The organism is Bacillus sp. FJAT-29790 (genome assembly GCF_019039215.1).
In the GTDB taxonomy this organism is placed as follows: domain Bacteria; phylum Bacillota; class Bacilli; order Bacillales; family Cytobacillaceae; genus Cytobacillus.
Window position 1 is genome coordinate 2,136,431 of sequence record NZ_JAHNZZ010000001.1, and the last position, 13,092, is coordinate 2,149,522.

General features: G+C 39.9%; 13 protein-coding genes and 1 other RNA gene. 4 read left to right on the top strand and 10 right to left on the bottom strand.

The window, feature by feature from the left end:
* Positions 1 to 57 precede the first annotated feature (57 nt).
* The 4 genes from spoIIIAD to spoIIIAA are packed head-to-tail and all read right to left on the bottom strand — an operon-like array spanning position 58 to position 2,156.
* Positions 58 to 447, bottom strand: a complete 390-nt coding sequence (gene spoIIIAD / locus BGM26_RS10120; RefSeq protein WP_217040736.1) for a stage III sporulation protein AD — start codon at positions 445 to 447, stop codon at positions 58 to 60.
* Positions 448 to 461: 14 nt separating this feature from the next.
* Entirely contained in the window at positions 462 to 668 is a 207-nt protein-coding gene (gene spoIIIAC / locus BGM26_RS10125; protein WP_009794945.1) for a stage III sporulation protein AC, read from the bottom strand.
* Between the two features lie 48 nt (positions 669 to 716).
* Positions 717 to 1,232, bottom strand: coding sequence for a stage III sporulation protein SpoIIIAB (gene spoIIIAB / locus BGM26_RS10130; RefSeq protein WP_217039699.1), 516 nt, complete (start codon positions 1,230 to 1,232; stop codon positions 717 to 719).
* The gene (spoIIIAA, locus tag BGM26_RS10135) at positions 1,233 to 2,156 is read right to left on the bottom strand and encodes a stage III sporulation protein AA (RefSeq protein WP_217040737.1); all 924 of its coding nucleotides are present in this window, start codon (positions 2,154 to 2,156) and stop codon (positions 1,233 to 1,235) included.
* Positions 2,157 to 2,358: 202 nt separating this feature from the next.
* On the opposite strand from spoIIIAA, the gene BGM26_RS10140 reads away from it, so the two are divergent.
* Both BGM26_RS10140 and BGM26_RS10145 read left to right on the top strand, forming a co-directional pair.
* Entirely contained in the window at positions 2,359 to 3,789 is a 1,431-nt protein-coding gene (locus BGM26_RS10140; RefSeq protein ID WP_254119197.1) for an alkaline phosphatase, read from the top strand.
* Between the two features lie 128 nt (positions 3,790 to 3,917).
* Complete coding sequence (locus BGM26_RS10145; RefSeq protein ID WP_217039700.1) at positions 3,918 to 4,604, top strand: SIMPL domain-containing protein; 687 nt, start codon at positions 3,918 to 3,920, stop codon at positions 4,602 to 4,604.
* A 90-nt stretch (positions 4,605 to 4,694) separates the two neighbouring features.
* Here BGM26_RS10145 and ssrS read toward each other — a convergent pair.
* The 4 genes from ssrS to BGM26_RS10165 all read right to left on the bottom strand — a co-directional run bounded on the left by ssrS (position 4,695) and on the right by BGM26_RS10165 (position 7,333).
* A non-coding RNA gene (gene ssrS, locus BGM26_RS10150) (6S RNA) lies at positions 4,695 to 4,877 on the bottom strand.
* Positions 4,878 to 4,955: 78 nt separating this feature from the next.
* On the bottom strand, positions 4,956 to 5,513 hold the full coding sequence (gene efp, locus BGM26_RS10155) for an elongation factor P (RefSeq protein ID WP_217039701.1): 558 nt from the start codon (positions 5,511 to 5,513) through the stop codon (positions 4,956 to 4,958).
* A 27-nt stretch (positions 5,514 to 5,540) separates the two neighbouring features.
* Positions 5,541 to 6,602: a M24 family metallopeptidase gene (locus BGM26_RS10160; protein ID WP_217039702.1), complete on the bottom strand. Its 1,062-nt coding sequence runs from the start codon at positions 6,600 to 6,602 to the stop codon at positions 5,541 to 5,543.
* 218 nt (positions 6,603 to 6,820) lie between these two features.
* Positions 6,821 to 7,333 carry a YqhR family membrane protein gene (locus BGM26_RS10165; protein ID WP_217039703.1) on the bottom strand — a complete coding sequence of 171 codons (513 nt, stop codon included), beginning with the start codon at positions 7,331 to 7,333 and terminating at the stop codon, positions 6,821 to 6,823.
* Positions 7,334 to 7,642: 309 nt separating this feature from the next.
* On the opposite strand from BGM26_RS10165, the gene BGM26_RS10170 reads away from it, so the two are divergent.
* Entirely contained in the window at positions 7,643 to 8,587 is a 945-nt protein-coding gene (locus tag BGM26_RS10170) for a DUF1385 domain-containing protein (RefSeq protein WP_217039704.1), read from the top strand.
* 243 nt (positions 8,588 to 8,830) lie between these two features.
* Positions 8,831 to 9,205: an SA1362 family protein gene (locus tag BGM26_RS10175; protein ID WP_217039705.1), complete on the top strand. Its 375-nt coding sequence runs from the start codon at positions 8,831 to 8,833 to the stop codon at positions 9,203 to 9,205.
* 67 nt (positions 9,206 to 9,272) lie between these two features.
* Here BGM26_RS10175 and BGM26_RS10180 read toward each other — a convergent pair whose 3' ends face one another.
* A complete protein-coding gene (locus BGM26_RS10180; RefSeq protein WP_217039706.1) occupies positions 9,273 to 10,157 on the bottom strand; it encodes a patatin-like phospholipase family protein in 885 nt (294 codons plus the stop codon).
* 284 nt (positions 10,158 to 10,441) lie between these two features.
* Positions 10,442 to 13,003 (bottom strand): vitamin B12-dependent ribonucleotide reductase, encoded by a 2,562-nt coding sequence (locus tag BGM26_RS10185; RefSeq protein WP_217039707.1) that lies wholly within the window; start codon positions 13,001 to 13,003, stop codon positions 10,442 to 10,444.
* Positions 13,004 to 13,092: the final 89 nt, after the last annotated feature.

Below are 13,092 nucleotides of genomic sequence, written 5' to 3' on the forward strand. Positions count from 1 at the left end.
CTGTATACGTTCACCATCATATTGATATTTCACAAATATAGCAGGAACCAACCTGCGTTAACTTGGGATCATTTGAATAATAGTTTCGATCATAACGGTAAGGATCGGGATGGCCATGGCGAGGATTAAGATTTTCCCTCCTAATTCAATTTTGGACGCGATCGCTCCTTGGCCAGCATCCTTTGTGATTTGAGCTGCAAATTCAGCAATATAGGCAATTCCGATAATTTTTAAGATCGTTTCGATATAAATCATGTTTACTTTTGCATTAACAGCGATTTTTTCGATCATATGGATAATCGAATAAATTTGGTCGACTAAGAAAAGGAAAATAGCACAACCGACAAATACTATCAGCAAAAAGGCAAAATTCGGCTTCTGTTCCTTCACGATTAAGGCAAGGAACGTAGCAACGAGCGCAACTCCAACTATTTGAATAATTTCAATGGGGGAGCCCTCCCTTACCCTTGAAATAAGAACACGGATTTAATTTTTTGAAAGAGGTCGTCGACGATCGATGCAACCATAAATAGGATGTAAATAAAACCGAATAGTGTCACCCACTGGGCATATTCTTTTTTTCCGACTTGGTCAAGGATCGTATGCAAAAAGGCAACAACAATTCCAACGCCGGCAATTTTAAAAATAATATCTACCTCTAAGCCCATAAACTTCCCTCCTAAAAATCTGACCCGCCCTGTTCATCTCTTGCTTTTCTACATTAATAAAATAACTAGTAATAGCCCTGATAAAAATCCCAGGCTCTTTACCATCTTTTCGTATTTGGCCTGCTTTTCATAGGCGTCTGCTTCTTCTCGTTCTAAATGGGAGAGTGTCAGCATGATTTGCTTTTGCTGCGATAGACGATCATGCCGGCCTAATGTTTCCCCGAACTGCTTCATGATTTCAAATTCGCCTTGTTTAAAAGCAGTAAATTTCCATATTTCCTTTAAACTTTGTTCCCAGGCGTCTTTAACTGTTGTTTCCGATTTTGTCAGTTTTTTCGCAAAAGCTTCAAAAAACCGCGATAATGGCTTCGACAATTGAGCCGCGAGCCTTCTCGCCGCTTCATGCAGTGGAGTATGGCCATACATAATTTCCGCCTCTAATGACTGAAGGGCCGATTTTAGCTGCCTCAACTGACGGGGCCGTTCATTCAGATGCCTTGATGCTTCAAATCCCGTCCAGGTGGTGGCAATAATAATGAAAATGGCACCGATTAATTTCATCATTCATGTCACTCTCACTTCATATCGAATCTCTTTTCCGTTGCGATCCTTTATACTCGCCACACTGCCTGGGCCATTTTTTCGATTCAATTCAATAAAGCGCTGGAATATCCCCATCTCTAGGACAGGCTTTATGGTCGGCCGTTTGCTGATTTCCTCTAATGAGCTTCCATGCGTCGTCATGATCAGTTTAATTCCTGCATTTACTGCCTCCATAATCGCATCGGCATCTTCTTTTCTGCCGATTTCATCGACGATCAGCACATCTGGACTCATGGAGCGAATCATCATCATCATGCCCTCCACTTTCGGACAGGCATCTAAAACATCAACCCGCGGACCAAAAGTCATTTGTGGAATCCCATTTACACTGCCGGCAATTTCTGAACGCTCATCGATAATTCCCACTTTATAAGCTTGAAAACGTGCATTTATGTCACCACTTGAAATGATCCTTGCAATATCACGTAGAAGCGTCGTTTTCCCCGTTTGCGGTGGACCGATAATCATTGTATGAAGCCAGCCGCCATTAAAAAGATGGGGTACGAGCTGATCAGCTATCCCAATCTGTTCCCTGGCAATCCGAATATTGAAAGAGGAAATGTCTCTAATTGCTTTAACTGCGCCACCCTCGAGGATGACTTTTCCAGCTAAACCGACTCGATGGCCGCCTTCGATTGTGATATATCCCCGCCGCAATTCCTCCTCAAGGGTATAAATAGAAAAATGGCTAATCTTGTTCAACAAATGAACCGCATCCTCTTGTCTTACGATATAAGATAAAAAGCGCGGGATTCCCTTGATTGTCAATTCAAGCGGTCTATTAATCCGAACCCGTATTTCTTCTAATTCAAATAATGCTTGAGGAGGGATGTTCATCAATTTTTCGGCAATCTTTTTTGGCAAAAAGGCTAGAATTGTTTCCAGAGCTATTCCTCCTTTTAGAGTGAACTATTTTATTTTTAATTGGACTAGCTTCTCACTACTTAAAATGTATGCCCACATTAATACAATATGACTTTGAATTTTGAGTAGTTTTTTCATTCGGCCACCCGCTTTAATGATTATTAATCGCGAAGAATACTAAAGATAATTTGGTAAGATAATCTTAGGCAGGAGTGAGAAAAAGATGAATAATCGTTTTTACAGCATGTTAATCACTATATTCATTGCCGGAGCTAGTATCTCAAGTTTTAACATTTCAGAGGTTGCAGCAAGCCAAATGCAGTTTTCTCGTTTGAAGGCCATTACAAATACAGTAAAAGAGGAAGTACGTGCCCGTCCAAAAAACGTTATTCTTATGATTGGCGATGGAATGGGAGTCGGACAAATAGAAGTAGCAAGGCAAATGGAATATGGAAAAGATGGGAGGCTTTTTCTGGAATCTCTTCCAAACGTAGCTTTAATCCATACGTATTCAGCTAATAACGCTGTGACCGATTCTGCTGCTGGCGGAACAGCCCTTGCAATTGGCAAAAAAACCAAAAATGAAATGATTGGCGTAACAGCCGAAGGAGCAGAGTCTGAGAGTATTTTAGATTTATTTAAAAAAGACGGCAAGAAGACAGGTGTCATATCAACCAACATGGTTACGGATGCAACCCCAGCCGCCTTCACAGCCAGTGTTTCGAACAGATGGACCGGACAGGAAGAAATCGCCCGCCAGCAGCTAAAAAATAATGTGGACGTTCTGTTAGGTGGAGGTGCAGACTTTTTCGGTCCAAAAAAACAAAATGGGAAAGATTTGACGAAGGAAGCCATAAAGAATGGATATACTTACGTCACGAATCGGAATGAACTCCTAAGTGCTACGGGTGCTAAGCTGCTCGGCTTATTTCATCCTTCATATATGAGCTACAAGTTGGATCGTAAATTAATTAAAAGCAATGAACCTAGCCTAAAAGAAATGACTGAAAAAGCGATCGAATTTTTATCAAAAGATAACAAAGGATTTTTCGTCATGGTAGAAGGAGCACGCATTGACCATGCTTCACATGCAGCAGATATAACAAGTGTCTGGAAGGAAGTAATTGAATTTGATCACGCTGTTAACTATGCCGTCGATTGGGCAAAAAAAGATGGGAACACGCTCGTAGTCGTAGTTGCTGACCATGAAACGATGGGATTATCTGCAACAGAGCCATTAAATATTGAAGGCCTCAAAAAGGTAAAAGCGACGCCTGAATTTATGGTGGGCCAGTTTGTTCGTAATAAAGATGGAGGATATGATCCATACAGCATTAAAAGCACATTGAAAAAATATGCAAATATTGACCTGACGGAACGGGAGATAAAACAATTTAGTAAAAGAATTAAAAGCACAGAAGGAAAAGTTTATCCCCAATATCTCGCTGCCTGGGAATTAGGAAGCCTCATTGCTGAGCGCAATCATGCTGGAGTAGTCAATCGTAAAGTCCGATCAATCAGTTCCACTGGAGGCCATACAGCCAATCTGATTCCATTGTTTGCATTTGGAAAAGGAGCGGAGATCTTTGATGGGGTACTTGATAATACCGATGTTCCTAAGAGGATTGCCATATTGATGGGATATGAGTTTTAACAAATTTCCGTTTCCTTGAAAATAAATTTCTGCAGGGGCGTTTCTCAAAAACCTAAAAAAGCGAATGTTGCTATTCCTTCAATCGTACATTTTAAAGAAACCTTTTGATGGAAAGCGGGGAGAGAAATTTGTATCATCATCAATCTTCATATCGTTCAATTCCAAAATCTAAAATTAGTAGCATAGACAAGCCCAACGTAATAAGAGTTACTGGTGAGGGAAAGGTAGCTGTACAGCCAAATAAAGCGGAAGTAACCTTAGGGGTTTCCACAGAGGATAAACAATTAATGAAGGCTCAGGAAGACAATGCCACGAAGATATCGAAAATCAAAAAGACACTTAATCATCTTGGTATACCTGATGAGCAAATTCGAACAGTCAATTATTCGATTTCTCCACAATATGATTATGTTGAAGGGAAGCAAGTTTTTAGGGGCTATAAAGTTGAACACTTGCTCCTTCTAACGATTGATCAAATTGAACACACAGGCTTCGTCATTGACACTGCTGTCAGCAATGGGGCGAATATCGTTTCTATGATTAAGTTTGCGATAGCAGACCGAAACCAATATGAGCAGCATGCATTATCTTTAGCCGTGATTAACGCATATCAAAAGGCAGAAACAATTGCTGGCACTATAAGAGTGCAATTAACAAAAGCACCTATATTAATAACTGAAAATATTCGGCAACAAGGGGAGCCTATCCCCTTTCAGACCACCGCATTTGTTAAAAGCGAGGCCACGACTCCGATCCAGCCTGGAACAATGGAGATTATTAGCCACATTACAGCCGAATTTGTCTATCATTATTAACTATTTATGAGAAAAAAACACCTTGTAAAAATTCATCACGCGCATAATAAAAAGCAATAACCGAATGGTCATTGCTTTAATAACAAGTTTATAAGAGCCGCCTTTGCCGCCGATTTTTATGGAGTTTCAAACCTGCTCCTCCAGGTGGGTGTCCGCAATTGCCTTCTCAACGTCCTCTCTTCTAGGAGGCATGTTGTTCTAGCAATGGTTTTGAACTCCCTAATACTAAATAAAGGTTGAAACTTCATATACAAGCGAACAACGCAGCTTCTGTATAACTATCTTACCGAAAATCGTACATTTTCACAAGAGGAAATCCATGGCATCCTTTAGAAATGCACTGATTTTTATTTAAGCACGTGAAACATATGATCCTTCTTCTGTATTAATAATTAATTTGTCACCTTGGTTAATGAAGAAAGGAACTTGAACGATGAGGCCTGTTTCAAGTGTAGCTGGCTTAGAGCCGCCAGAAGCTGTATCACCTTTAATACCAGGCTCCGTTTCAGTCACTTCTAATTCGACTGATTTAGGAAGCTCAACTCCTAGAGTTTCACTTTGATACATCATAATATGAACTTCCATATTTTCCTTTAAGTACTTTAACTCATACTCAATGGCTGTTGCTGGCAGTTCAATTTGCTCATAAGATTCAGTATCCATGAATACATGCTGATCTCCACTTGCATATAGATATTGCATTTTGCGGTTATCTATTTGCGCTTTTCCTACTTTTTCACCGGCACGGAATGTCTTTTCCTGGATCGCACCATTACGAAGATTACGAAGTTTCGAGCGTACGAACGCAGCTCCTTTTCCTGGCTTAACATGCTGGAAATCCAGAACGCGCCAAATCCCGTTGTCTACCTCTACAGTTAATCCAGTTTTAAAATCATTTACAGAAATCATGTAAAATCCTCCTAAAAATTAAAGAAATTAAAGAATGATCAGTTCCTTCGTTGAATGTGTCAATGATTCATTATGATCTTTTGTTATTAACGTATCATCTTCAATCCGAACTCCGCCAAGTCCCGGTATGTAAATGCCAGGTTCTACTGTTACCACCATGCCAGGCTCAAGAATAATCTCGGATTTAACGGAGAGGGCTGGGCCTTCATGGACCTCCAAACCTATGCCATGACCAGTCGAATGTCCGAAGTATTCTCCATAACCCTTTTCGGTAATATAATCACGTGTTAACGCATCTGCTTCTTTCCCGCTCATTCCAGGCTTAATGCCTTCCATACATCGTAATTGTGCTTGCAAAACGACATCATAGATTTCTTTCAGCTTATCCTCAGGTTCTCCAATGGCGATCGTTCGGGTGATATCTGAAACATACCCTTTGTAATAAGCACCGAAATCCAGTGTGACAAAATCACCTTTTTCAATTACTTTATCACTTGCCACCCCATGCGGAAGGGCCCCCCGGCAGCCAGATGCTACGATAATATCAAAAGACGATGAAGCAGCGCCTGCTTTTCTCATAAAGAACTCTAATTCATTCGAAACGTCAAGCTCTGTTAATCCTGGACGAATGAAATCAAGAATATATTTAAATGCAGCATCCGCAATGTCCGCTGCTTCCTTTAATATCTTAATCTCTGCTTCAGTCTTAATCAAGCGTAACTTTTCAAGCTCGCCAGAAACAGGCACTAATTTTGATCCAACAGCTTTTTCATAAGCTTTATAAGCAGAGAAAGTTAAATGGTCCTGTTCAAAGCCAAGCTTTTTGATGCCAAGCTTTTTTGCCTGTACAGCCACTTCCTCTGGGATTACTCCCGCATGCTTGACGATTTCATAGCCCACACACTGTGTAGATGCTTGTTCAACATAGCGAAAATCGGTAATAAACTGTGCTTTTTCCCCACTAATAAGCACAACGCCTGCAGAGCCAGTAAAATTCGTCATATAACGGCGATTAAATGAACTCGTTATTAAAATTCCGTCAATATTTAGCTTTTCAAAGCTTGCGCGAAGCTTTTGCAATTTCTCCAAATTATTCTCTCCCCTTCGTTATCACTGTTCTGCAAGAAATAAATAATAGTCCTTTTTAGTGAAAAAGAATTTTAACAAGAACATTCTATCACAAAATAATTCATTTCCACTACCGAAAAAAGTGAAACGATTTCCAGCGGGTTAATATATGGCCTACAGTATTTTCCAAGTCGGGAGGCTGCCACAAGCAGCTCGCTTCTCCGTTTATCCCAGGCAAATCAATTCGGGGCTTTGCTCTCTCTTTTCTCTTTATATTTTATTTCGCTTTCTTCAAATGAAATGGAATATCCTATAAATATACCATATAAAATGTAAAAACATAGCGAAGTAATAATGGTGTTTCTCGCTAAATCTTTAACAGGACCTATTCCAGGGAAAATGGGATTTAAGACGAAAAAGACGAGCATAAAAAGGGCAATGCCATAGCCCATACCAACGAAAATACTTGGAAATCTTCGCAATGTAGCATAATAAATAAGCGATACCCCTATAGAAACCACTCCGATCATGAGAATCGAAAGGACTGTCCCAAGCCAGCCTTTTTTCCAGGCCCCGATCATCCACGGGTCCAAAATTACATTGGGATGAATTTCAGTTAGATTAAGAATATACGCCAAATAAGCGATTCCACTCCAGAAGATTCCCCCAATTAATCCAGTTAAGATTACTAATGTTAAAAAAGACATCGGTATTTCTCTTAAATTTTGTCCATCCTGTTTTTGTTCTGCCATTTTTACACCTCCATTTATTATTATGTCCACTTGCATTTATTCCCTTGCATGATAATAAAATTAGTATTCAAATACTATTTAAGAAAAGCGCTGAGCACTTAGAAAGAAAAAAATCTCCTTCCTAGAGGTTTTTTAGTATTTTTAGTAGAATAAAGATAGGTATGTACAGCTTTGATGGATTTGTGCTTCGAATGAAGTGTAACCTGCCCTGAACTTCTATTGGTATATTGTTTTCTTCATAGCTAATTCTTAGTATCAACGTCATAATCAGCTGTTAAATCCGAGTTCATATTAGGTTGGTGTTAAGATATGTCTAAAGTACAAAAGCCCACTTATGGGGGCCAGGCGGTCGTAGAAGGCGTCATGTTTGGCGGCAAGTATCATTATGTAACGGCTATTCGCCGAAAAGACGATTCAATTGAATATTTCGAGGTTCCGCGCAAGTCAAATCCCTCCTTTCAGTTTCTAAAAAAGATACCGTTTATTCGAGGGATTATTGCGATTATCGAAGCCAGTGCAAATGGCTCTAAACATTTAAATTTTTCAACAGAAAGATTTGATTTGGATCCTAGTGAGGATCATCAGTTAAAAGAAGAGGAAGGTTCAAAATTAACGATGTGGCTCGGGGTGGCTGCAATCGGAGTCTTATCCTTTCTTTTTGGAAAGTTTATTTTCACACTCGTTCCCGTTTTTTTAGCAGCATTAACAAAGCCCATTTTTTCCAGTGATTTGTCACAGGTTTTAATCGAAGGTTTGTTCAAATTGTTGTTACTGCTTTGTTACATTTACTTTGTATCTCTCACCCCAATCATTAAAAGGGTGTTTCAATACCATGGAGCGGAGCATAAAGTAATTAATGCGTTCGAAAATGGCAAAGAACTTACCGTAGAAAATGTGCAAGCTCAATCACGGCTTCACTACCGCTGCGGGAGCAGTTTCATTTTATTTACTGTTATCGTTGGTGTCTTTGTTTACTTGCTTGTCCCAACAGAACCATTATATGTCCGGGTTCTAAATCGGCTTGCTCTCATTCCCGTTGTTCTAGGAATTTCATTTGAGGTTTTACAGCTTACAAATAAAGTAAGAAATATCCCTGTTTTAAAATATTTAGGGGTTCCGGGTTTATGGCTTCAGCTTCTGACAACGAAGGAACCAAAAAATGACCAAGTAGAAGTCGCTATTCTTTCGTTCAAAGAACTACTAAAGAAGGAAAAAGAAACAGCTGACCTCATTAAAACAGAGGAAATTGTTTAAAGTGAAACTTTCATCAGTGGATGTCTTTTCCACTGATGGTTAGTTGAAGCCCACAGGATGTGGCGTTCTTAGTCCGTGATTCCATTTCGGGCAGTTACGGGCAGTTATTCCCCACTTTTCTCTCTTCATTTTCTCTAAATTATGAAATTTGGGGATTACTGCCCGTTAATCTGCGATAATTTTGTTGTACTAAGTTTAAAAGCTTGATTAAATGCTCATCATGCTCATAGGGAGGTGGCTTTCTTGAAAAATCGGATTTCACTATTCATCATTTCCGGACTCATCCTTCTTGCTGTCCTGGGAATAACCGCCAGTATGATTTCAGATCCTGCCGGTTTTTTGCGTAGAATAGCTGTCATTTTATTAGTTGGTGCTGTAGTTTTTTACATCGCTCGGCGTTTTTATAAAGCTAGCCCTGGTAAACAGGAGCACCGGGCATTTATTCGAGCAGCAAAAAAATCAAAAAAGCGATTTCATAAAGAAACAGGAACGGGCAATAACCGTAAATCAAACAGCGGTTCCTTGTCATCCCTTAAAAAAGTGAAAAAAAAATCATCTACACATTTGACCGTAATAGAAGGCAAAAAAGGCAAAAAGAAAGATCGGGCTTTATTTTAGGAGGCTCGATCTTACTTTTTGCAATTAGAGCTGTTTTTTGATGAACAGATTACATATGAAATAAACATTAATATCTCCATTGAGAAAAGAATTCCTTTGCACATTTGCTCCCAAAATCAAATAGGGCTTGCTTTTTATTCTTTGTTAATTGGAATTCTGTCAATAGAACGCCCTCTGTCGGAATAAAAATAATGTTTTTGACATGCTTTTTAGAAATATACCTTGCATCATGGGAATCTTTCATTGTCTCAAACAGGGCCTCAAACATTTGAATCGCATTGCGGATTTTATTTGTGGGGCGTTCATTCATATTATGACTAAGCTTTACCCCTAATACGGGTCTAACTTGGACGACATTATCTGTATCGAATAACCACATTGGAAAATTACTAAGCACACCCCCGTCTACGATTAAGTTTGTATTTTTATCCGTTTGAAGCTTAACAGGCTCGAAAAAATAAGGAAGGCTGCAACTCATTCTAATTGCTTTGGCAATTGGGAAAGAACCTGGGTCTATCTGATAATGTACTAAGTCATCCGGCAATACGATAAGCCGGCCATTTGTTAAGTCTGATGCAACAACACGCAAAGACTGGTATGGAAGGTCAGAAAAAGTCCTTATCCCCTTTGCCAGTAGCTTCTCTTCAATCCATTTTTCCAGTGCATCTCCCTTGTATAAACCAAGTCGCCAGTATAGCAGAATCCATTTTGTAACAGAAAAAGGGATAAAGGAATATCGCGCATCAAGAAACTTTTCCAAATTAAGTTCATCGATTAATTGATAAATTTCTTCACTTGTATATTGAGCGGCAATTAGCGCTGCGACAATGGCTCCCGCACTTGTACCAGCTACCCTCTTGAAGCGAAAACCTTTTTCCTCTATCCCTGCATAAGCCCCAACAAGAGCAAATCCTTTAATTCCTCCTCCTGAAAAAACACCGTCTATATACATGTAAGCCACTCCTATCGATGTACTTACTTGATCGCTTGATACATCTTTAATCAGGGACATGGAAAAATAGTACGGTAGACAAGGAGATTTTTTTAATAAACCAAAAAAGAAGATGGACGAAAATCCCCATCTTCTTTTTGGTTATTATTTAAAGGCTCTTTTCACATATAATGTGTTTTTAGCCTTCAAAGTTTGCCCGTTGATCTCCGCTCCAATCAACTCAGATATTTATATAAAATTAAACTAAAAAAAGCAACAAAGTTTACGAAAATAGCCTTTTTAAATTACAATCCGCATTTTAATTGGGCATTACAATTCGTACATGTATTGCAGCCGCCAATTTCTTCTACGTTTCCTTTGCGGCAAACCGGACAAGTATTTCCAACTTCTGAGCCAATCGTCACACTTGTTGAACGAAGGTCGCTAATTGTATCGACAAGGACCACATGCTGCTTTGTTTTTTCCTTTTTGGCAAAGCTAGTATCATCAAAGCTGTTTTCTTCCGCTTTCAAGGTTAGTACTTGTGAATCACGAGAGCCATCAACATAGACAGTTCCGCCTTTTGCCCCGCCGCGGTATAGGCGTTCATACACCTTTTCCACTTGTTCAACACTGTATCCTTTAGGCGCATTAACCGTTTTACTGATCGAACTGTCGATCCAGCGCTGAATGATACATTGAACATCTGCATGCGCTTCAGGTGCTAAATCCATCGCAGCAATAAACCATTCTGGAAGGTTATTCGGATCCGCTTCCGGATTCTTATCCAAGTACTCTTGAACAATATCCGCCTTTACTTCAATAAACTTCCCAAGACGGCCGCTTCTGAAGTAAGAGAACGAGAAGTAAGGTTCAAGTCCAGTACTTACCCCGACCATTGTCCCTGTGGACCCAGTTGGAGCCACGGTCAGAAGATGAGAATTACGAATACCATTGTTTAGAATTTGCTCTCGTACATCTTTAGGCATTTTTTGCATGAAGCCTGTTTCTGTAAATGCTTTTCGAAGACGGTTTGTTTCTTCTGCTGTTTCCCCTGTTAAGAATGGGAAGCTTCCTTTTTCTTTAGCCAGTTCTACAGACGTACGATAAGCTGTCGTTGCGATTGTTTCGAATACTTTATCAACAAGGATATTTCCTTTTTCAGATCCGTACTCTGTTTCACAGTAGATTAGTAAGTCGTGAAGACCCATAACACCTAAGCCAACACGGCGTTCACCAAGTGCCTGTGTTTTATTGTCTTCAAGGAAGTATGGAGTTGCATCAATTACGTTGTCCTGCATGCGGACTCCGACTTCCACCGTACGTTCTAATTTTTCAAAATCAACCGTTTTGTTTTCCTTATCGGCCATTTCTGCCAAGTTAACAGCTGCTAAATTGCAAACAGAATATGGTGCGAGAGGTTGCTCGCCACATGGATTTGTTGCAACGACTTTTTGTCCATAGCTTTTAGCATTGGTCATGTCGTTGGCATTATCGATAAAGAAAATACCTGGTTCAGCTGAGTATGTTGCACAAATATTGATTAGGTTCCAAAGCTCTTTCGCTTTGATTCTTCGGTAAACCCGCACTTTATGGCCAAGTTTCTCCCATTCACGTACGTCTCCTACTTTATGCCATTCTTTATTGTAGATGTGCATTTCCTCTTGTTCGTAGCCTTCAACATCTGGAAAGCGAAGCTCATATTCAGCGTCTTTCTCAACAGCATCCATGAATTCTTTTGTTAGGCATACTGAAATGTTGGCACCTGTAAGGAATTCAGAATTGTGAACAGAATACGTGCCCCCTGTTTCCAACTTCTCCTCTGCATCGCGAATAATGTTCTCACTAAAACCGCCAAAACCAGGAATATGCTTGTAATTAATGATCCCCTGGTACATGGCTTCTTCCTGAATAGTAAAAGGAGTAAATTTTAATTTTTCTTTTGCGTATTTCTTTATCGTTTCATCATTTGTCGTTTCAAGCAGGAATCGTAATATTCTAGGATTTTGCATTTTAGAAATGATGAATTCAATAATGTCAGGGTGCCAATCCGCTAACATGATCATCTGGGCGCCTCTGCGCGAACCACCCTGCTCAACAAGATGTGTCAGCTTCGCAATATCATCAAGCCATGATACGGAGCCGGATGATTTTCCGTTTACCCCTCTGGCCAATGTGTTTCTCGGCCTTAATGTAGAACCGTTTGTACCGACCCCGCCGCCGCGGCTCATAATTTCCATGACTTGCTTGCGGTGTTCAGAAATGCCTTCCCGGGAATCTTGGACAAAAGGCATGACGTAGCAATTAAAGTATGTTACATCAGTCCCCGCTCCTGCACCATAGAGAACACGGCCAGCTGGGATAAAGTTTAAATTCGCTAGTTCATTGTAAAACTTCTCAAACCATTCTTTCCTTTTCTCCTCCGTTGTTTCAACAGATGCAAGACCAGTTGCATTACGCTTAGCAATTTGTTCATAAAAAAGCTCCAGCGGCTTTTCGATCACGTCAAGCGATTTGGTAATGATCCCAGTGCGTGCTTCTTCAGGGTCATCAAGCACACCTCTGTAATCCTCTTCCACTAACACTTTTGCTGATTTATTTTCCCAATCAATTTCTACAATGTAGCCAAGACCGCGGGCAGGGAACTTTGGGTCTTCTTTTATGGTGAGTACGACGAAGTCTCCATTGGATAACGTAATCTTCTCAGTGTCTTTGAATGTATACCTATCCAGCATGACTAAGCGGGAAACGCCTTTGTGGGTCATATTCATATCAGGGGTGATAGGATGTACTTGCGGAAATAGACTGATGTCCTTATTCAGGCGCTCAATATCCAAACTCATTTTTTGTCCTAGTGCAACAGACATTATGACAACTCCTTCAAAATATTATTCAGTTGTTCTAATAAAATAGTAGTTTTAGGTAATTCTAGTTGTAGAAATAAATTTACCATATC

Coding starts and splice junctions, on each gene's coding strand:
- spoIIIAC (WP_009794945.1), bottom strand. CDS start 668: ATGGGCTTAGAGGTAGATATTATTTTTAAAATTGCCGGCGTTGGAATT.
- spoIIIAB (WP_217039699.1), bottom strand. CDS start 1,232: ATGATGAAATTAATCGGTGCCATTTTCATTATTATTGCCACCACCTGG.
- BGM26_RS10140 (WP_254119197.1), top strand. CDS start 2,359: ATGAATAATCGTTTTTACAGCATGTTAATCACTATATTCATTGCCGGA.
- efp (WP_217039701.1), bottom strand. CDS start 5,513: ATGATTTCTGTAAATGATTTTAAAACTGGATTAACTGTAGAGGTAGAC.
- BGM26_RS10165 (WP_217039703.1), bottom strand. CDS start 7,333: ATGGCAGAACAAAAACAGGATGGACAAAATTTAAGAGAAATACCGATG.
- BGM26_RS10170 (WP_217039704.1), top strand. CDS start 7,643: ATGTCTAAAGTACAAAAGCCCACTTATGGGGGCCAGGCGGTCGTAGAA.
- BGM26_RS10180 (WP_217039706.1), bottom strand. CDS start 10,157: ATGTATATAGACGGTGTTTTTTCAGGAGGAGGAATTAAAGGATTTGCT.
- BGM26_RS10185 (WP_217039707.1), bottom strand. CDS start 13,003: ATGTCTGTTGCACTAGGACAAAAAATGAGTTTGGATATTGAGCGCCTG.